The 17,938-nt window shown below is 62.9% G+C and carries 21 protein-coding genes; 15 read left to right on the forward strand and 6 right to left on the reverse strand.

Annotation, left to right across the window (positions count from 1 at the left end):
• Positions 1-170 precede the first annotated feature (170 nt).
• Positions 171-1,163 (forward strand): esterase-like activity of phytase family protein, encoded by a 993-nt coding sequence (locus ACODR8_RS01270; protein WP_489005625.1) that lies wholly within the window; start codon positions 171-173, stop codon positions 1,161-1,163.
• 149 nt (positions 1,164-1,312) lie between these two features.
• Here the strand turns inward: ACODR8_RS01270 and rpmB are convergent, their stop codons facing one another.
• Positions 1,313-1,606, reverse strand: a complete 294-nt coding sequence (gene rpmB, locus ACODR8_RS01275; protein ID WP_489005626.1) for a 50S ribosomal protein L28 — start codon at positions 1,604-1,606, stop codon at positions 1,313-1,315.
• A gap of 143 nt (positions 1,607-1,749) precedes the next feature.
• On the opposite strand from rpmB, the gene ACODR8_RS01280 reads away from it, so the two are divergent.
• Together ACODR8_RS01280 and ACODR8_RS01285 are read left to right on the forward strand one after the other, a co-directional pair.
• Positions 1,750-1,971, forward strand: a complete 222-nt coding sequence (locus ACODR8_RS01280; RefSeq protein ID WP_217673493.1) for a hypothetical protein — start codon at positions 1,750-1,752, stop codon at positions 1,969-1,971.
• A gap of 172 nt (positions 1,972-2,143) precedes the next feature.
• Positions 2,144-2,572, forward strand: coding sequence for a nucleoside deaminase (locus ACODR8_RS01285; protein ID WP_489005627.1), 429 nt, complete (start codon positions 2,144-2,146; stop codon positions 2,570-2,572).
• On the opposite strand, the gene ACODR8_RS01290 is transcribed toward ACODR8_RS01285, so the two are convergent.
• Positions 2,534-4,432 carry a hypothetical protein gene (locus ACODR8_RS01290; protein ID WP_489005628.1) on the reverse strand — a complete coding sequence of 633 codons (1,899 nt, stop codon included), beginning with the start codon at positions 4,430-4,432 and terminating at the stop codon, positions 2,534-2,536. The two genes, ACODR8_RS01285 and ACODR8_RS01290, sit on opposite strands and share 39 nt — an antisense overlap.
• Before the next feature lie 42 nt (positions 4,433-4,474).
• On the opposite strand from ACODR8_RS01290, the gene ACODR8_RS01295 reads away from it, so the two are divergent.
• The gene (locus tag ACODR8_RS01295; protein WP_489005629.1) at positions 4,475-4,891 is read left to right on the forward strand and encodes a GtrA family protein; all 417 of its coding nucleotides are present in this window, start codon (positions 4,475-4,477) and stop codon (positions 4,889-4,891) included.
• Positions 4,892-5,047: 156 nt separating this feature from the next.
• Here ACODR8_RS01295 and ACODR8_RS01300 read toward each other — a convergent pair whose 3' ends face one another.
• The 3 genes from ACODR8_RS01300 to ACODR8_RS01310 form a co-directional block, all read right to left on the reverse strand.
• Positions 5,048-5,851, reverse strand: coding sequence for a LytR/AlgR family response regulator transcription factor (locus tag ACODR8_RS01300; RefSeq protein WP_119747868.1), 804 nt, complete (start codon positions 5,849-5,851; stop codon positions 5,048-5,050).
• Complete coding sequence (locus ACODR8_RS01305; RefSeq protein WP_489005630.1) at positions 5,848-6,954, reverse strand: sensor histidine kinase; 1,107 nt, start codon at positions 6,952-6,954, stop codon at positions 5,848-5,850. Before ACODR8_RS01305 ends, ACODR8_RS01300 begins: the two co-directional genes overlap by 4 nt.
• 70 nt (positions 6,955-7,024) lie before the next feature.
• Positions 7,025-7,507 (reverse strand): winged helix-turn-helix transcriptional regulator, encoded by a 483-nt coding sequence (locus tag ACODR8_RS01310; RefSeq protein ID WP_489005631.1) that lies wholly within the window; start codon positions 7,505-7,507, stop codon positions 7,025-7,027.
• A 111-nt stretch (positions 7,508-7,618) separates the two neighbouring features.
• Between ACODR8_RS01310 and ACODR8_RS01315 the strand changes: the two genes are divergently transcribed.
• From ACODR8_RS01315 to ACODR8_RS01355, 9 genes are all read left to right on the forward strand, one after another.
• On the forward strand, positions 7,619-9,724 hold the full coding sequence (locus ACODR8_RS01315; RefSeq protein WP_119747864.1) for a RelA/SpoT family protein: 2,106 nt from the start codon (positions 7,619-7,621) through the stop codon (positions 9,722-9,724).
• A gap of 405 nt (positions 9,725-10,129) precedes the next feature.
• Entirely contained in the window at positions 10,130-10,645 is a 516-nt protein-coding gene (rplJ, locus tag ACODR8_RS01320; RefSeq protein WP_006956162.1) for a 50S ribosomal protein L10, read from the forward strand.
• A gap of 72 nt (positions 10,646-10,717) precedes the next feature.
• Entirely contained in the window at positions 10,718-11,089 is a 372-nt protein-coding gene (rplL, locus tag ACODR8_RS01325) for a 50S ribosomal protein L7/L12 (RefSeq protein ID WP_006956160.1), read from the forward strand.
• A gap of 302 nt (positions 11,090-11,391) precedes the next feature.
• Positions 11,392-11,643 (forward strand): hypothetical protein, encoded by a 252-nt coding sequence (locus ACODR8_RS01330; protein WP_489005632.1) that lies wholly within the window; start codon positions 11,392-11,394, stop codon positions 11,641-11,643.
• A gap of 57 nt (positions 11,644-11,700) precedes the next feature.
• Complete coding sequence (locus tag ACODR8_RS01335) at positions 11,701-12,075, forward strand: hypothetical protein (protein ID WP_489005633.1); 375 nt, start codon at positions 11,701-11,703, stop codon at positions 12,073-12,075.
• Between the two features lie 239 nt (positions 12,076-12,314).
• Complete coding sequence (locus ACODR8_RS01340) at positions 12,315-12,761, forward strand: HPr kinase/phosphorylase (protein WP_489005634.1); 447 nt, start codon at positions 12,315-12,317, stop codon at positions 12,759-12,761.
• Positions 12,758-13,696 (forward strand): RNase adapter RapZ, encoded by a 939-nt coding sequence (gene rapZ, locus ACODR8_RS01345; RefSeq protein WP_489005635.1) that lies wholly within the window; start codon positions 12,758-12,760, stop codon positions 13,694-13,696. The genes ACODR8_RS01340 and rapZ overlap by 4 nt, the downstream gene beginning before the upstream one ends.
• A 22-nt stretch (positions 13,697-13,718) precedes the next feature.
• On the forward strand, positions 13,719-14,123 hold the full coding sequence (locus ACODR8_RS01350; protein ID WP_119747856.1) for a PTS sugar transporter subunit IIA: 405 nt from the start codon (positions 13,719-13,721) through the stop codon (positions 14,121-14,123).
• The gene (locus tag ACODR8_RS01355) at positions 14,120-14,392 is read left to right on the forward strand and encodes an HPr family phosphocarrier protein (RefSeq protein WP_119747854.1); all 273 of its coding nucleotides are present in this window, start codon (positions 14,120-14,122) and stop codon (positions 14,390-14,392) included. Before ACODR8_RS01350 ends, ACODR8_RS01355 begins: the two co-directional genes overlap by 4 nt.
• Positions 14,393-14,508: 116 nt before the next feature.
• On the opposite strand, the gene ACODR8_RS01360 is transcribed toward ACODR8_RS01355, so the two are convergent.
• Positions 14,509-15,588 carry an AI-2E family transporter gene (locus tag ACODR8_RS01360; RefSeq protein WP_489005636.1) on the reverse strand — a complete coding sequence of 360 codons (1,080 nt, stop codon included), beginning with the start codon at positions 15,586-15,588 and terminating at the stop codon, positions 14,509-14,511.
• Positions 15,589-15,716: 128 nt separating this feature from the next.
• Between ACODR8_RS01360 and ACODR8_RS01365 the strand changes: the two genes are divergently transcribed.
• Positions 15,717-16,514 carry a TrmH family RNA methyltransferase gene (locus ACODR8_RS01365; protein WP_489005637.1) on the forward strand — a complete coding sequence of 266 codons (798 nt, stop codon included), beginning with the start codon at positions 15,717-15,719 and terminating at the stop codon, positions 16,512-16,514.
• A 123-nt stretch (positions 16,515-16,637) separates the two neighbouring features.
• Positions 16,638-17,918 carry an MFS transporter gene (locus ACODR8_RS01370; protein WP_489005828.1) on the forward strand — a complete coding sequence of 427 codons (1,281 nt, stop codon included), beginning with the start codon at positions 16,638-16,640 and terminating at the stop codon, positions 17,916-17,918.
• Positions 17,919-17,938: the final 20 nt, after the last annotated feature.

Raw genomic sequence — 17,938 nt, forward strand, 5'->3', positions numbered from 1 at the left:
ATTCGTCTTTTCGTCGGCGCTTCCCAGGGACGGGTTTCGCCAGTGATGAACGTCTTATGGGTGATTCGCCTTGAGCCGACCCTGAATGGGGCTGACAGCCGTTGTTAAGCTGACAACGGCCCAGCACAGCCCTGCTGCGTCCCGCCTGATATTATCCTATGGCGAAGGGAATGACGCGAATCCTGATCGTCCTGGCGCTTGCCATCCTGCTGCTGCCAGCCCCGCACAACAGCAAGCCCGCTACGGTGGAGCCCGGCGCCTTGCTGGTCGCCGTACGCGCACTGCCGCTCAGTACGAGCGATCCAGCGCTGCGGCGGGTGGGCGCGCTCGATTATCTGGGCGGGTGGGAATTGCGCAGCGCCAATCCGGGCTTTGGCGGCATATCGGCACTCCTCGTATCACCGCCGGGCGATGTGCTGGCGCTGAGCGATTCCGGCATATTGATGGGGTTGCATGTCGGGCCCGGAGAGGCACGCCGCCGCCCTTTCATCGCCCCCCTGCCCATCCGGCCGCAGGACCGCGATCGTCCCTGGTGGGCATGGGATTCAGAATCGCTGACGCATGATCCGGTGAGCGACCGCTATTGGGTGGGGTTTGAGTTGCAACAGGCGATCTGCCGCTATGCGCCGGGCTTCGCGCGGGTGGAGGCGTGCCGGACCTGGCCACAGATCATGGCATGGCCCCCGACCGGATCGATCGAATCGCTCGCCCGCCTGCCCGATGGCCGCTTCATGGCGATTGGCGAGATGGGGATGACGCCCGACGGTCGGCATGACATGCTGCTGTTTCCGGGAGATCCCGCCGAGCGCGATACCGCCGACCCGATCCATCTGCGCTACAGCCCGCCGCAGGGCTATCGCCCGACCGATGCGGTGGCGCTCGATGCACGCCATCTGCTGGTCCTCAACCGCCGCCTGACCTTGCAGGAATTGTTCACCGCCACGATCGCCATCGTCGATCTGCCTGAACGGCTGGAGCCGGGCATGGAACTGAAGGCCCGCACCCTCGCCCGCCTCGCCCCGCCGCTACTGGCCGATAATTTCGAGGGGCTGGCAGTGAGCCGGGAAGGCGGACGGACGATCATCTGGGTCGTGTCCGACGATAATCACGAGTTTTTCCAGCGGACGTTATTGTTGAAATTCGGGTTTCTTGAAGGTCAATAACATCCGCAGCGTGTTCCCGCGCAGGCGGGAACCCAGTTCCACCGCCGATCTGGGTTCCCGCCTGCGCGGGAACACGCATTACTCGGCGCGCAACGCAAAAAAGCGGCCCGTTGCGGGGCCGCTTCTTATGCCGAAACGAATCGAGAAAATCAGGCGGCTGCGGCAGCCTGCTTCTTGACGATGTCGCGCTTCAGGCGACGCGCCTTGAGCGACAGCTTGTCGTCGCTGGTCTTGAGCAGCCAATTGTCCAGGCCGCCATTATGTTCGACCGAACGCAGACCATGGGTCGACACGCGCAGCTTCACGCTGGTTTCGAGCGATTCGGAAATCAGCGAAACATTCTGCAGGTTGGGCAGGAATACCCGCTTGGTCTTGTTATTGGCGTGGGAAACATTGTGACCCACCTGGCGACCCTTGCCGGTCAGCTCGCAAATGCGCGACATAATCAATAAACCTTGTAGTTCGGGTTCGTTCGGAAAGCCGCGCCGATAACGGGATTCCCGCTGGCCGTCAACCCGCCGCACGGCCGGTCGCAACCCTTTTGCGCGGCGAAGCGTTGTGGCCCCGTAACATATGGGAGGTTGAAATGCGATTCATTGGTGGGCTGTTGATCATCATCTTGCTCGTGCTGGCTGGCGGCATCGCCACCGGCTTCATCGACCTGCAAAAAACGCAGGACGGACGCTTGCCCGAAATCGCGGTCAAACAAGGTGCGCTCCCCAAATATGAAGCCAATGTCGCCAAGGTCGAGGTTGGCACCCGCAACGAGACGGTCGAAGTACCGACGGTCGACGTCAAGAAGCCCTGATTATTTGAAATGTGCGTGCCGCACATTTGGCCGCACCAGCCCGCTCCCCCACCCGGCCTCCCACAGTGTATCCTGGATTGGGAGGCCGGGTGGGGGAGCGGGCTGGTGCGGTTCTCCAACGCATAGTATCCGGGGGCGTATGACGCCCTCGCCCTTTCCCTTGCCCGACCCCATGCGCCGTGCGCTGGCGCTGGCCCGCGCCGCCGAAGCAGCGGGCGAAGTCCCGATTGGCGCGGTGGTGACCAAAGATGGCGTCATCATCGGCGAGGGCGAGAACCGCAACCGGCGTGACTGCGATCCGACCGCCCATGCCGAAATCGTCGCGATGCGCGCGGCGGCGATCCATCTGGGCGATTTTCGCCTGACCGGCTGCGACCTGTGGGTGACGCTGGAACCCTGCCCGATGTGCGCGGGCGCCATCTCCCATGCCCGGATCGCGCGACTCTATTATGGCGTGGGCGATCCCAAGGGCGGAGGCATCGAGCAGGGACCGCGCCTCTTCGCCCAGCCGCAATGCCTGCACCGCCCCGACGTCTATGGCGGCCTCGCCGAAGCCGAAGCCTCAGCGTTGCTGCGGGATTTTTTCGCCGCCCGGCGCTGAATAATCGATGCGATAGAGCTGATAGGGCAGCGTCATGCCGCTGCTGAGCGTCACCGGCACAAGCCAGCCCGGAATTTTGCCCCGCATCAGATCCGCATAGAAACCGCGCGGGCTGCGCGACTGGTAGATCGTGCCTTCGGGGAAATTGGGGCAGACCAGCAAATAGGTCGCATGATGCCGCGCCGCGATTCCGCGGAAGGCATCGGCCGGGCCGTCATAGGCATGGTGGATGTCCAGGATCGTCGCGCCGTTGCGATGATAGGGACCGGCCAGCGCGCTATGATGGGTGGTGGCGATGAGGCGCGGGCCGAGATCGACCATGGTGAAGATGGTGGCGGGGGGCAGCTGATCCAGCACTTCGAGCGCGGGCAGCGTGCGGCAACGGCCATTCGCCTTCTTGATCGCGTCATTGCGGGCGATCGCGGACGGACGCCATGGCCTGGGCTTGTTGCCGGTCAGCTGCGCCCACCCACTCATGATTTGCGGATAAAGCGGATAGGCGAAGGCAATCGCCGCCAGCAGCGCCACCCCTGCCCCCGCCGCGATTCGCACCCGGCGCGTGCCGGTAAAGATCGCGCCGATCAGCCGGTGCGCGGCCCATGCGGCGGGCGGGATCGCCAGCAATTGCGCCGCTGGCCCCGCGCGCAGCTGCCAGAACAGCAAGGCGGTGGAAAAGAGCATCATGAGGCCCACGGTCGCCCAGGCCCAGAGCCGCTCAGCGTCGCGTCGCGCATCCCACAAGGCCCAGAGCAGGCCAACCAGCCCCGCAACCGGGATAGCCAGGAGCGGCACGACCAGGCTTTGCGCCTGCGCGGTGATCGGCTTGGCCTCGCGAATATTGGCAAGCCAGAGCCGCTCCAGTTCGGGCGAAATCTGATAGGGGCTGAGGCATTGCGGCCAGTTCAGCCAGAAGAAGGCCGCAACCGCGCCGCCGACGACCATCCCTGCCGCCAGCCGCATCGCCCAGCCGCGTAACGGGGCCAGCGAGAGCAGCACCATCCCCGCCGACGCCGCGCCGAACACCGCCACCCAGATGGGCGAGATTGCATCGCACACCATTTCGCGATTGGCATAGCTGGCGAACAGCAGGTAGCAGAGCGAGGTCGCGCCGCCCAAACTCAGCGCATAGGGCAGCATCCGCCGCTCCGCCCCTTCGCGAAACACCCAGCGCAGCGCGATCAGCCCGCCGCCCGCCGCCAGATAGACGATCATCTCCATGCCGATCGCGATCGACAACGCACTGCTGACCCCGGCCATCACCCCGCCGCGCAGCCGGTTGGTATCGATCACCCCTGCCAGCATCGTCACCGCCAGCGCCAGTTGCCAGCCATGATGGTCGATCCGCATCGGCGCATACATGCCCAGCCCCATCTGCGCGGCGAGCGGGGCGAGCGCCGCCAGCAACCAGCCATGCGGCCCGGCCAGCCGCCGCCCGATAAAGCCAAGGCTCAGCATCAGCAGCAAGAGCGGGAGCAGCGGCGCGATGCCGCAGGCCAGCCGATCGGCCAGCCCCTGATCGAAAAAGGCGCGGAAGAAGAGGATCAGTCCGGCGATCGGAATATCGACCAGCCGCGACCAGTGGATATTCGCGCCGCCCGGCGGATCGAGCCGGTACTGGCGCAAATCATACCAGCCCTGGCCCGCCAGCCAGTCCTTGACCTGCACATAGCGGATATTGTCGTCTGTATCGCTCAGCACCAGCCAGTGGATCGCGGGCCAGCGAGTCGTGACCATGGCGACCGCAATGACGATCCAGATCAGGAAGGTCAGCCACTTCCAGTGCCGCGCGCTCCACGCCAGCAAGAGGGGCAGGATATGGGTCACCCGCGCGCGCAGGGCATCGGCGCTTTTCAAGCTCATCCTTGCCCCCTAAACGAGCCGTGGCAAAGCGCAACGGGGACCATGGCCATCATCAACCGACTTTCACCGCAACATCGCGCGCTCTTCTGGCAAATCGTCCGCTATGGCGTGACCGGCCTGTTCGTGACGGCGTGTCAGGCGAGCATCTACTGGAGCCTCGCGGCGCTGGCCGGGCTGCATCCGCAACTGGCCAATCTGGTCGGTTATGGCGCAGCGGTGGTCATCGGCTATGTAAGCCACAGCGCCTTCACCTTCCGCGGCCATGGCACCCGCGACAAGGCGGCAGCGCGCGGCTTCCGCTTCGTCGCGGTGTCGCTGGTCAGCTATGCGCTTAACGCTTTGTGGGTATGGCTGTGCGTGACCCATATGGGCTGGCCCGAATGGTCGCCGATCCCGGCGATGATCTTCGTCACGCCCGCGGTGATGTTCGGGCTGAACCGGCAATGGGTGTTTCGCTAGCGTATTGCGCCGGGGGTCAGCCTGAATTGCACAACCCCTCCACCGTTCGCCCTGAGCCTGTCGAAGGGCTGCACTTCTTGAAGAGAAGGACAAGGCTTCGACAAGCTCAGCCCGAACGGACTTTGAGCGTTGCCACAATTTCAAACGGCGTAGAAATCAATGAACAAACCGCGCCACCACATCGCGGTAGGAGCGGCTCACCTTCACTTGCGCGCCCGATTCCAGCACCAGGAAACATTCGCCATTGGTGTGGGGTTTGACCTGCTTGACCTGGCTCAAATTCACGATGGTGGAGCGATGGACGCGCTGGAAATTGCGGGGGTCCAGGCGCTTTTCCAGATCCTTCATCGTTTCGCGCAGGATCAGCGAGTTGTCGGCGGTGTAGATGCACATATAGTCGCCAGCCGCGTCGATCCGCTCGATCGAATCGACATCGACGCGGAAAATCTGGCCGCGATCTTTGATGTTGATGAGTTTCTCGAAACGGTTGGAGGCCGGGCCTTCCTCGTCCGCCGAATTGAAATCGCTCATCGCCTGGGGCGCGACTTCCGCCAGCACCTCGCGCAACTTCTCCGCTTCCTGCACCTGCCGCTTGTCCGACAGGCGCAGGCGCACCCGGTCGAGCGCGTCGGCGAGACGGCCTTCTTCTACGGGCTTCAAGAGATAATCCACCGCCTGCGCCTCGAACGCGCGAATCGCGTGATCCATATAAGCGGTGACGAAGATGAAGAGCGGCGGCTCCACTTCCATGATCCCCTGCACGACGGAAAAACCGTCAAAGCCCGGCATCTGGATGTCGAGGAACACGAGGTCGGGTTTATGCGTCTTGATGGCGCGGATCGCTTCGCGCCCATTGTTGCAGGTCTCGATAATTTCGACATCCTCATGCGCTTCCAGACGGAGCATAAGCCCTTGCGTAGCAAGGCTTTCGTCGTCGACGAGGATTGTTCTGATCGTCATGCGGCCACTTTCGATGAATCTTCCAAATTAAGCGGAATTTCGATGATCACCGAAAAACCACTGGGACTTGAACGTGTTTCAAAGCTCTGTCGTTCCCCGAAGGCCTGAATGAGCCGGTCGCGGATATTCGGCAGGCCAACGCCCGTCCCTTCGCTGACGGCAATGTGTGGCTTCATTCCGCCTTCATTCAATCCCGGCCCGCTGTCGGATACGACGATCCGCACATTTTCACCGGCAGGCTGCGCGCTGACCGATATTTCCGCGCCTTCCTCCTTGGGCGTGACGGCATATTTGATCGCATTTTCGACCAGCGGCTGGAGCAGCAGCGATGGCAGCCGCGCCTGTCCGACCGCGGGGTCGATGGTGAATACCGGACGCAGCCGATCCTCGAACCGCATCTTCTCAATCTCCAGATAGAGTTTGAGCGTCTCGATCTCCTGCTCGATCGTCACCTGCGCGGTCGGCTCGTTGATGAGCGTATAGCGCAGGAAGGAGGACAGGCGCGACAGCATCGCGTTCGCCCGGTCGGTCTGCTTGAGCAGCACCAGCGTGGAGATGGAGTTCAATGTATTGAACAGGAAATGCGGGTTGAGCTGATAGCGCAGCATCGCCAGCTGCGCGCTCGACGCCTGATTTTCCAGATGGAGCAGTTGATCCGCCTGCTCCTCCACCGTCAGATAGAAGTTGATGGCGTAATAGAGCGCGGACCATGCGCCCAGCAGCGTCATCGACAGATAGAAAGCGCCCAGGAATAGTTGCAGCCCCGCCGTGTCGCTGCCCTTATTCTGGGTCGAGAAAACCCAGGCGTCGATAAAGGCGACCAGCGCGGCCGCCGCCACCACCGTGACGATCGACACGCCCCAGGTGATGATCGGCTTTTGCCGGAGCAGGAAGCGGAACATCACCGCGATCAGCAGCGTCACCGAATAGCCGGTAACAGTGGAAATCAGCACCGGCACCAGGCTGGAAAGCGGCTGGCCATTGGCGATGGTGGACGATCCGCGCAGCAGGAACGCGCCGGCCCAGCCCAGCGATTGCAGGTTCCAGAAAGCGCGATTCTTGTCCGCGAAAAAGGGCTGGGGCTGGAAAGGATGAACAGACATTACCGGCAGCCTAGGCGATTTGAGCCGGCGGGTGAAGCCGCCGCGGCCTATCCCCTGCTGCTCCCGCCCGTCAGGCGGCGGCAGCGGGTTCCTCCGCCATCGGGGTGACTTCATCCGGGCATAGCCAGACCAGATCGCTCAGTTCGAGCACGCGGCCATCATGCGCCTGTATCGTGACCTTGCGGATCGGCAGGCCATCGCGCCGGTCGGCCAGCACCTGACAGGACACGGTGCCGCAACCCCATTTTTCGCCCCACTGGCGCAGCGCGATCATGACGGGGGCCAGTTCCTGCCCCTTTTCAGTCAGGCGATATTCCACCTTGCGCCGGTCGCACTGCATCGGTTGGCGCAGCATGATGCCATTTTCGACCAGCCGGGCGAGACGGTTCGCCAATATGTTGCGAGCAATGCCCAGCGTCGACTGAAACTCCTCAAAATGGCGGATCCCCGACAGGGCGCCACGCAGGATGAGGAAGGACCAGCGCTCCCCCATCGCCTCCAGCGCGGCGGGAAGCGCACATTGTTCGAGATCCTGGGCCAGATTATGTTTCATGATCATGACTAGATAGCCCAAAGCGGGCGCAGTTGCAAAAGCGCCGTGTATTTAGGGCAAATGGGATTTTTTTGTTGCGCCGCAAGGCACTTCCCACACAATCGGGAAACGATGTTACGCCAGTATGAACTTGTCGAGCGCGTCAAACGCTATGATCCCAATGCGGATGAAGCGATGATCAACCGCGCCTATGTGTTTTCGGTCCAGAAGCATGGCAGCCAGAAGCGCGCCAGCGGCGACCCCTATTTCAGCCACCCGATCGAGGTGGCGGGCATCCTCACCGATTTCGGGCTGGACGACCAGACGATCGTGACCGCGCTGCTCCACGACACGATCGAGGATACGCTGGTCACCTATGAGGAGATAGAGGCCGCGTTCGGCCCCGATGTCGCGCGCATGGTCGATGGCGTCACCAAACTGTCGAAGATCGAAGCCATGTCCGAAAATGAGCGGGCGGCGGAGAATCTGCGCAAATTCCTGCTCGCCATGTCGGACGATATCCGGGTGCTGCTGGTCAAGCTCGCCGACCGGCTGCACAATATGCGGACGCTGCATTTCATCAAAAATCCCGACAAGCGCCGCCGCATCGCCAAGGAGACGATGGATATCTATGCGCCGCTCGCCGAGCGGATCGGCATGTATGATTTCATGCGCGAAATGCAGCTGCTGGCCTTTCGTGAGATCGAGCCGGAAGCCTATGCCAGCATCACCAAAAGGCTGGAGCAGCTGAAGGAAGGCGGCCATGACAAGGTCGACCGGATCGGCGCGGAACTGCAATTGCTGCTGGGCGGATCGAACATACCGGTGACCGTGTCGGGGCGCGAAAAACATCCCTTCTCGATCTGGAAGAAGATGCAGGAGCGCCATATCAGCTTCGAACAGCTGACCGACGTGATGGCGTTCCGCGTGATTACCGAGACGACGGCGGACTGTTACCGCGCTCTGGGCGTCATCCACCAGACGTTCAAGATGGTGCCGGGCCGGTTCAAGGATTATATCTCCACCCCCAAGCGTAACGGCTACCGCTCGCTCCACACCACCGTCATCCATCAGGACAATGCCCGGATCGAGGTGCAGTTGCGCAGCCGCGACATGCACAACGACGCCGAACTGGGGCTGGCGGCGCACTGGGCCTACAAGCAAAAGGGCGATGCGACCGACCAGAATGCCGCATGGCTACGCGATCTGGTCGAGATATTGGAACAGAGCCAGGACGCGGACGAGCTGCTCGAACATACCCGCATGGCCATGTATCAGGACCGCATCTTCGCCTTCTCGCCCAAGGGGGAGCTGCACCAGCTGCCCAAGGGATCGACCCCGGTCGATTTCGCCTATGCGGTGCATACCTCGCTCGGCAACCAGACGGTCGGCGCAAAGGTCAACGGCCGGGTCGTGCCGCTGCGCACGTCTCTGGAAAATGGCGATCAGGTCGAAATCCTCAAATCCGCGGGGCAGGAACCGCAGCCCGGCTGGCTGACCTTCGCCATCACCGGCAAGGCACGCGCGGCGATCCGCCGCTATATCCGCCAGAAACAGCGCGGCGAGGAAGTCGCGCTGGGCGAGAAACTCTATGAGGAGATTGTCGGCCGCTTCTCCCACGACCTTGCCAGCGAATTGGGCGACAAGGCGCTCAAGGCGGCGCTCAAGCGGCTGAAGCTGGATGATCGCGCCGCACTGATGGTCGCCATCGCCACCCATCGCCTGCTCGATTCGGAAGTCATGGAGGCGCTGGTCCCCGGCTCCACCACCGGCACCGGCATGGAGGAAGCCCATCCGCGCCAGCACGCCCCCATCTCCATTCGCGGCCTGACACCGGGCATCGCCTACAGCCTGTCCGATTGCTGCCATCCGGTGCCGGGCGACCGCATCGTCGGCATCCGCCGCACCGGCGGGCCGATCGAGGTTCACACGATCGACTGCCGCACGCTGGAGGCCGGGCAGGATGACGACTGGGTCGACCTGTCCTGGGACAGCAAGTCCAAGGGCGGCACCGCGCGATTGCAGGTCATCGTCAAGAACCAGCCGGGGGCGCTGGCGGCGGTCACCAATGTGTTCGGCGCGACCAAGGCGAACATCCTCAACCTGCAACTGGTCAACCGCGAAGGCCCGTTCCACACCGACATCATCGACCTGGAAGTCGCCGACGCCCAGCATCTGATGCGGATATTGTCAGCGCTGCGCGCGCTCGACACGGTGGTGCAGGCGGATCGGGTTTAAGGCATCATCCGTTCGGGCTGAGCGAAGTCGAAGCCTTCACCTGAGCGGAGGCGAAGGCACCTCGCTGCGCTCGGCAGAACCCTTCGACTTCGCTCAGGGCGAACGGTGTAAGGAATTTCCGCGTGACATTGCGCCCCTTCCCCGCTAATGGCCCCGCAGCGAACCCCCTGTGGGTTCACCGTCCGAGACAGTTGGTGAGGGGAATGTGCCCCTCTTAATGCCCAGCCTAGACGGGGAAAAGTTCTTTACCGGACGGGCCATTACGGTCTGTTTCGGGTCTGCCGCCTTCCTTCAAACGGACGAACGGCCAGTCGATCTCTCCCCTTCGGACTAACATCCCGTGTGCTTGCACGCGGGTTTTTGCCGTTCATCGGGCTTTCCGGTGGACATGAAGTGGAGAATGGCATGGATCGTAATCAGAAATCTGAGGTCGTCACCACGCTGAACGCTACTTTTGCCGACCTGGGTGTTGTCGTGGTCACACGCAACCTGGGCATGACCGTCGCACAGTCGACGGTCCTGCGGCAGAAGATGCGCGAAGCGGGCGCGTCCTACAAGGTTACGAAGAACAAGCTCGCCAAGATCGCGCTGAAGGACACGCAATACGAAACGATCAGCTCCATGCTGACCGGTCCGGTTGCGCTGGCCACCTCGGCCGATCCGGTCGCCGCCGCCAAGGTGGTGATCGATTTCGCCAAGACCAACGACAAGCTTGAGATCGTTGGCGGCGCAATGGGCGGTGTGCTGCTCGATGCAGAGGGCGTCAAGGCGCTCGCATCAATGCCCTCGCTGGACGAACTGCGTGCAAAGATTATCGGCCTCATCCAGGCGCCGGCAACCAAGCTCGCTACCGTCATCCAGACGCCGGCTTCGCAGCTCGCTCGTGTCTTCAACGCCTATGCGGAGAAGGAAGCGGCCTGATCGGTCGCAACCAACTTCCTGTAATCGTTTCAACATATTGCGGGGTTCACCCCGTTTAGAAGGAAAAATATCATGGCAGACATCAACGCACTGGTCGAACAGCTTTCGGCCCTGACCGTCCTCGAAGCCGCCGACCTGTCGAAGGCGCTGGAAGAAAAGTGGGGCGTTAGCGCCGCTGCCGCCGTCGCCGTCGCCGGCCCGGCCGCTGCCGCTGCCCCGGCTGCTGAAGAGCAGACCGAATTCGACGTGATCCTGACCGGCGACGGTGGCAAGAAGATCAACGTCATCAAGGAAGTCCGCGCCATCACCGGCCTCGGCCTGACCGAAGCCAAGACCCTGGTTGAGTCGGCGCCCAAGGCGATCAAGGAAGGCGTGAACAAGGAAGAGGCCGAGAAGGTCAAGAAGCAGCTTGAAGAAGCCGGCGCGACCGTCGAACTCAAGTAATCGGGATGCCCCGCTTCATGCGGGGCTGACCGGCTGGCCTTTGGGCTGGCGGATAATGGGGCGGTGCCGCAAGGTGCCGCCCTTTTTCTGTGTTGCGGCGTTGCGTCCGCACTCCCCCGTCATCCCGGACTTGATCCGGGATCCATTCACGCAACGGTCGTGATTCTGCGCGAAGGTAGCGCCAATGGATCCTGACTTTCGTCAGGATGACGGCGTTGGTGATTGGCAGGTGACGACCATTTATTGCCACTCATGCTGATCAGCGGCTTGCCTGCAACCTGCCATTCGTTCAGCTTCCGAACGTGAGCGATAGCGAATACCGTGGCGGCACAACCGCAGGCAGCAAATGGGGCGGCATCGTTGTCGCACTTATTTGCGCGCCGCTGTTTTTCTTTCTTATGATTGCCGACGCTCTTGGCGACTGCGCGCCAGACACAAATTGCAAAAAGGGCTTCTTGCTCGTCGTTGCTGCCCCAACAGTGATTGTCGGCCTGATGCTATTCTTCATAGTTCGGTCGATTGTGAACAGGGTCGGCAGATCGCGAAACAGGTAGCAGGCGGTTGGTCGGTCTCGAAGCGACCATTTCTTGCCACTCTCAAGGCATCCCCTTATGCCCAGAAACGGCTATCAGTTCAGACTGTATGGGGAGAGATTGCAGTTGGCTACGCGAGAATTTGTCCTAGCCTGCAAAGAAGAACGCGACACATTGATCGCTATATTCAGCGATGCAACCGCAGGCTCCGTTGTCGGGCAGCACCTCGATGCTGCGCAGTTGAACGCTGATCAGCGTCGCGAGGTGATCGCGGCGCTTGATGCCGCCCTTTCCGACACATTCTACACGTTTTTGATGGGGCTTGCTGGCGAAGCCTCCCTTGGAGGGCAGCAGCAGACATATAGGCTGGCGGATGAAAACGGGCGGCTTATTTCGCCGTCCGAACATGCCGACCTCGGCGACCTCGCGTTCGAAGTCTTTCAAGCCGATTGAATGTCTGTATTCGCGGTAAGCAGGCTCTAAGCAGACCGTCCGCAAACCACCCCTCCCCGTCATGCTGACGACCCGAAGGGCAGCGTAGCTAAAGTCAGCATCCAGAGTTGCGCAGGGTCGCCCTGGATCCCGGCGTGCGCCGGGATGACAGAACACCCCACCCCGCCCCACACTGGCACGCCACCATCCCAAAAACCCGTTCCCACTTTACCCCAGTCTGTTCTACAAGCGGAACAGATATGCCGCGCGCCCTTTCATCCGAGACGCTTCATGCGACCAGCGTGGCCATTGGTGGCCGCGCGGTCTTGTTGTGCGGGGTGAGCGGGATCGGGAAGTCCGACCTCGCGCTGCGGTTGATCGACCGGGGGGCGGTACTCATCAGCGACGATTATACGCTGGTCAAGCGGGTGGACGGCCAACTGGTCGCGACCGCGCCCGTGACGATCGTCGGCAAGATGGAGGTGCGCGGGCTTGGCATCGTGGCGATGCCCCATGTCGCCGATGTGCCGGTCGCGCTGCTGGTCGATCTGTTCGACAAGGTGGACCGGATGCCGCTGGAGCCGCTGATGCGCACGGTGGCGGGGATGGACGTGCGGGTGGTGAAGATCGCGCCGCTCGAAACCTCAGCCCCAATCAAGGTCGAACTGGCGCTACGGACGCTGGGTCAGGGATCAGACACGCCATGACCCAGTCCCACCCCAAGTCGATCCTCCTCCTGTCCGGCCTGTCGGGCGCGGGCAAGACCACGGCGCTGAAAACGCTGGAGGATATGGGATGGGAGGTGGTGGACAATCTGCCGCTGGTGCTGCTCGACCGGTTGCTCGACACCCCCCTGCCTGCGGGCCATGCGGGCGCGGACGACCGGCCGCTGGCGCTGGGCATCGACGCGCGCACCCGTGGCTTCGACGCCAACGCCATCGTCCAGCGGATCAAGGCGCTGCGCGACAATCACGCCCATGATGTCGAAACCCTGTTCCTCGATTGCTCCGGCACCGAACTGGAACGCCGCTTTGCCGAGACGCGGCGGCGGCACCCGCTGGCGCTCGATCGCCCTGCGGCCGACGGCATTGCCCGCGAACGCGAACTGACCGAGCCGCTGCGCCGCTGGGCCAGCCAAGTGATCGACACCACCAGCTTCTCCAGCAACGCCCTGCAACAGGAAATCCGCGACCGTTTCTCGCGCGAGCGGCTGTCGGACCCGGTGCTGACCATCCTGTCCTTCGGCTTTTCGCGCGGGATGCCGCGCAACGCCGATCTGATGTTCGACATGCGATTCCTGCGCAACCCGCATTGGGACGAGGCGCTGCGGGCCAAGACGGGGCAGGATGCGGACGTCGCGGCCTATATCGTTGCCGATCCAGCCTATGAGGAGGCGGTCGGCAAGATCGAGGAACTGCTCAAAATCGTCCTGCCGCGCTACGCGGAGGCCGGGAAAGCCTATATTACCGTAGCCTTTGGCTGCACCGGCGGACGGCATCGGTCGGTCCATGTGGCCGAGCGTGTCGCCAGATACTTGCAAGATGCGGGGTTTTCGCCCACGGTCTCGCACCGCAATATGGAATCGGCGCCACAGGATAGTCTGGAGAAGCGCCCACCGGGAGGCCCGAAAGCAATATCATGAAGCAGGTGGGCCGCAAAAGCACATGATCGGACTCGTACTCGTCACCCATGGGTCGCTTGCGACCGAATTCGTCGTCGCGATGGAACATGTCGTCGGCCCGCAGCAGCAGATCGAAACGATCTGCATCGGGCCGGAGGATGACATGGAATTGCGCCGCGCGGACATCGCGACCGCGGTGGCGCGCGTCAATGACGGCAGCGGCGTAATCCTGCTGACCGACCTGTTCGGCGGCACCCCTTCCAATCTGGCGATTTCACTGCTGAAAGCGGGCGAGATCGAAGTGATCGCGGGCATCAACCTGCCCATGCTGATCCGGCTGGAAAGCGCGCGCAAAGTGATGGACGTGAAAGCCGCCGTCGCCGCCGCGCGGGAGGCGGGACAGAAATATATCAGCGTCGCGTCGGAACTGTTGGGCAGCACCACATGAATGAAGTCAGCCGGGAAGTCCTTATCAGCAACAAGCGCGGCCTCCACGCCCGCGCCAGCGCCAAATTCGTGACCCTGGCCAGCGGCCTGCCCGCCGACATCATCGTCAGCAAGGATGGCAGCGACGTGACCGGCACGTCGATCATGGGCCTGATGATGCTGGGCGCGGCGATGGGCGACAGCATCACCATCAAGGCGACCGGCCCGGAAGCGGTCGATTCGCTGGGCAAGCTGGTCGGCCTGGTCGAGGACAAGTTCGGGGAGGAGTAAAAATATCCGTTCGCCCTGAGCGAAGTCGAAGGGCTCAGCCGACCGCAGGGAGGCACTTCGCTCCGCTCAGTGGACGGCTTCGACAAGCTCAGCCCGAACGGATGTAACCTGCTGCCCTATTGCCCCACGTCACCCACACTCCGCATCCGGGTAAAGATGTTCCACGTCGCAATGAACAGCGCGGCGATCACCGGGCCGATGACGATGCCGTTGAAGCCGAACATCTCGATCCCGCCCAGCGTCGAAATCAGCACGACATAATCGGGGATGCGCGTGTCGCGGCCGACCAGGACCGGGCGCAGCACATTGTCGACCATGCCGATCACCAACACGCCGCACAGCACCAGAACGACGCCCTGCCAAATCGCCCCGGTGGCGAACAGGAACAGGGCGACCGGCACCCAGATGAGGCCGGTGCCGATCGCCGGCAGCAGCGAGAAGGCGCCCATCAGCACGCCCCACAGCAATGCGCCCTCTATCCCCAGCATCCCGAACACGATGCCACCGATCAGCCCCTGAACGATGGCGACGACGATGCTGCCTTTGATCGTGGCGCGGATGACGACGACGAACTGGTGGATCAGCGCCTGCCGCTGGCTGGCGCGCAGCGGCGCGGCATCGACCACCCGGCGACCCAGATCCTCGCCATCGCGCAGCAGGAAGAAGGCGAGATAGAGCATGACGCCCAGCGCCATCAGGAAACCGAAAGCGCTCTGGCCGATCACCAGCGCCTGGGTCGCCAGCGTGCGGAAACTGCTGGTGATGCCGCGCGTCAGCATCGCCTGCGCCGCGTCGAAATTGGTCAATCCCCAGTCGCGCAGCCAGCGGGTCGCCCAGCCCGGCAGGCTGGCCTGCACCTGCGCGAACAGCCTGGCAAAGTCGATCTCGCCTGACTGGATCTTGCCGTAAAAATAGGCCGCTTCCTGCAACAGCGCCATGGCCAGCACGATGGCCGGCACGATGACGATGCCGATGATCAGCAGCAGGGTGATCAGCGCCGCGCTGTTGCGGTGGGTCGGCATAGCCGCCAGCAGCCGCTTGTTGACCGGTGCGAACAGGATCGCCGCAATCACCCCCCACAATATCGCCGCGAAAAAGGGTTCGACCACCAGCGCGAAGGCGATGGACACGATCAGCACGAGGGCTAGGAAAAAGCCATCCTCGATACGGGTGGGCGCAGGGGCGTCTGGGTTCATGCCCTGTCCCTTCGCAAAAAATCGGCGGCAAATCCATCACTGAACCGAACCGGCCCTTGCCCCCTGTCCTTTTATGCAATCCACCGGTAGAGAAGCCGCTTCATCCGCCGATCAGGAACAGACGCATCGTGGCACGCGAAATCACCGGATTTTCCAACCCGCTGGTGAAGCGCGTCCGATCCCTGCGTGACAAGAAATTTCGCAAGGCCGAGGGGCTGTTCCTGGCCGAAGGGCTACGCATCCTGACCGAAGCGCGCGAGGAAGGCGTGCTGCCCGAAATGCTGTTCCATGCCGGGTCCACCCACAAGCTGGCGATAGACCTGATCGCGGCGATGGAGGCGGCGGGCGGCGACGTGATCGAAACATCGGCCGACATTCTCTCCAAGATCAGCGGCAAGGATAATGCGCAGGCGGTCGTCGGCGTCTATCGCGACCGGCTGACCCCGCTGGAAAAGCTGGACCGGACCAAGGCGGACATCTGGATCGTCGCGCAATCGCTGCGCGATCCGGGCAATCTGGGGACGATATTGCGCACCGGCGACGCGGTGGGGGCTGGCGGGCTGATCCTGATCGACGATTGCGTCGATCCCTTCTCGGTCGAATCGGTGCGGGCCAGCATGGGGGCGCTGTTCACCCAGTCGATCACCCATGCGCGCTGGGGCGAATTCATGCACTGGTTGCGGCAGGGTCCGGGCGAACTGATCGGCACCAGCCTGAAGGCCACCCATGATTATCAGGAACCGCGCTACCAAAGCCCGTCCTTCCTGCTGGTCGGCAATGAGGCGCAGGGACTGCCGGAATCCTACGAGGCGGAATGTGATCTGCTGGTCAAGATGCCGATGCTGGGCAAGGCCGACAGCCTGAACGCGGCGGTGGCGACGGCGGTGATGGCCTATGAATTGCTGAACCAGAAACGAAAGAGATAACGCCCGTCATCCCGGCGAAAGCCGGGATCCCGCTTCTTCGTTGCGCGGGACAAAGTCAGAGGGATTCCAGCCTGCGCTGGAATGACGGCATTTGGATTGATCAGGGAACAAGAGATGACGAACATGAGCGGCATCGGCGAAATGTGGCGGCACAAGCGCGTGCTGACCGCCAGTCTGGTCGGGACGGCGGTGGAGTTTTACGACTTCTACATCTACGCGACCGCCGCCAGCCTGATCTTCCCCTCGCTCTTCTTCCCCTCCTCCTCGCCCACTGCGCAACTGATGGCCTCCTATGGCAGCCTGGCCCTTGCCTTCTTCGCGCGGCCCGTGGGCGCTGCGGTGTTCGGCCATTATGGCGATCGCGTCGGGCGCAAGGCGACGCTGGTCGCGTCGCTGATGCTGATGGGTGGCTGCACCCTGCTGATCGGATTCCTGCCGACCTATGCGATGATCGGCTATTGGGCGCCGCTGATCCTGTGCTTGCTGCGCTTTGGCCAGGGTTTCGGGCTGGGCGGCGAATGGGGCGGCGCAGCGCTGCTGGCGGTGGAGAACGCCCCGCCCGGCTGGCGCGCGCGCTTTGGCATGTTCCCGCAACTGGGCGCACCCGTCGGCTTCATCGCCGCCAATGGCCTGTTCCTGATATTGGGCGCGCTGCTGACCGAAGAGGATTTTCTGGCCTGGGGCTGGCGGCTCCCCTTCCTGGGCAGCGCGGTGCTGGTGATATTGGGGCTGTGGGTTCGCCTGAAGCTCACCGAAACCCCCGAATTTGCCGCCGCCCAGAAAGAAACGCCGCCGCCCGCCGTGCCGCTCGCCACCCTGCTCTCCTCCCATCTGGGCGCGGCGATCGCCGGCACCTTCGCCTGCGCCGCCTGCTTTGCGGTCTATTATATCGCCACCGCCTTTGCGCTGGGCTACGGCACCACCGCGCTGAAAATCGACCGGGAAATCTTCCTTGCCATCCAGCTGGGCGCGATCCTGTTCATGGCGGCCAGCATCATCCTGGCCGGATGGTGGGCCGACCGCACCAGCCCCACCACCGCGCTTGCCTGGGGCTGCGTCGGCACGGTCGTGATGGGACTTGTCTTTGGCCCGATGATCGGCACCGGCGCGCTGCTGCCGATCTTCGTGGCGCTCAGCCTCGCCCTCTTCATGATGGGCTTCATCTACGGGCCGCTGGGCGCCTATCTGCCCGCCCTCTTCCCGATCCAGCTGCGCTATACCGGCGCATCCTTCGCCTTCAATCTGGGCGGCATCATCGGCGGCGCGCTAGCCCCGATCGTCGCCACCTGGCTGATCGGCGCACAGGGTGTCGGGCTGGTCGGCCTCTATATGTCGCTGGCGGCGCTCATCAGCCTTGGCGGGCTGTGGTGGACCAGCCGCCAGCACAGCTTGCCCGATCGCTGACAAACAGCGTTAATCCCGGC

The organism is Sphingobium sp. FG58 (assembly GCF_057809055.1).

Bases quoted from the DNA above. Each gene is read 5' to 3' on its own strand.
- ACODR8_RS01300 (WP_119747868.1), bottom strand. From the start codon at position 5,851: ATGACGATCAGAACAATCCTCGTCGACGACGAAAGCCTTGCTACGCAA.
- ACODR8_RS01305 (WP_489005630.1), bottom strand. From the start codon at position 6,954: ATGTCTGTTCATCCTTTCCAGCCCCAGCCCTTTTTCGCGGACAAGAAT.
- ACODR8_RS01295 (WP_489005629.1), top strand. From the start codon at position 4,475: ATGGCCATCATCAACCGACTTTCACCGCAACATCGCGCGCTCTTCTGG.
- ACODR8_RS01280 (WP_217673493.1), top strand. From the start codon at position 1,750: ATGCGATTCATTGGTGGGCTGTTGATCATCATCTTGCTCGTGCTGGCT.
- ACODR8_RS01340 (WP_489005634.1), top strand. From the start codon at position 12,315: ATGCCGCGCGCCCTTTCATCCGAGACGCTTCATGCGACCAGCGTGGCC.
- ACODR8_RS01350 (WP_119747856.1), top strand. From the start codon at position 13,719: ATGATCGGACTCGTACTCGTCACCCATGGGTCGCTTGCGACCGAATTC.
- ACODR8_RS01270 (WP_489005625.1), top strand. From the start codon at position 171: ATGACGCGAATCCTGATCGTCCTGGCGCTTGCCATCCTGCTGCTGCCA.
- ACODR8_RS01310 (WP_489005631.1), bottom strand. From the start codon at position 7,507: ATGAAACATAATCTGGCCCAGGATCTCGAACAATGTGCGCTTCCCGCC.
- rapZ (WP_489005635.1), top strand. From the start codon at position 12,758: ATGACCCAGTCCCACCCCAAGTCGATCCTCCTCCTGTCCGGCCTGTCG.
- ACODR8_RS01315 (WP_119747864.1), top strand. From the start codon at position 7,619: ATGTTACGCCAGTATGAACTTGTCGAGCGCGTCAAACGCTATGATCCC.
- ACODR8_RS01290 (WP_489005628.1), bottom strand. From the start codon at position 4,432: ATGAGCTTGAAAAGCGCCGATGCCCTGCGCGCGCGGGTGACCCATATC.
- rpmB (WP_489005626.1), bottom strand. From the start codon at position 1,606: ATGTCGCGCATTTGCGAGCTGACCGGCAAGGGTCGCCAGGTGGGTCAC.
- ACODR8_RS01285 (WP_489005627.1), top strand. From the start codon at position 2,144: ATGCGCCGTGCGCTGGCGCTGGCCCGCGCCGCCGAAGCAGCGGGCGAA.
- ACODR8_RS01335 (WP_489005633.1), top strand. From the start codon at position 11,701: ATGCCCAGAAACGGCTATCAGTTCAGACTGTATGGGGAGAGATTGCAG.
- ACODR8_RS01370 (WP_489005828.1), top strand. From the start codon at position 16,638: ATGAGCGGCATCGGCGAAATGTGGCGGCACAAGCGCGTGCTGACCGCC.
- rplL (WP_006956160.1), top strand. From the start codon at position 10,718: ATGGCAGACATCAACGCACTGGTCGAACAGCTTTCGGCCCTGACCGTC.
- rplJ (WP_006956162.1), top strand. From the start codon at position 10,130: ATGGATCGTAATCAGAAATCTGAGGTCGTCACCACGCTGAACGCTACT.
- ACODR8_RS01355 (WP_119747854.1), top strand. From the start codon at position 14,120: ATGAATGAAGTCAGCCGGGAAGTCCTTATCAGCAACAAGCGCGGCCTC.
- ACODR8_RS01360 (WP_489005636.1), bottom strand. From the start codon at position 15,588: ATGAACCCAGACGCCCCTGCGCCCACCCGTATCGAGGATGGCTTTTTC.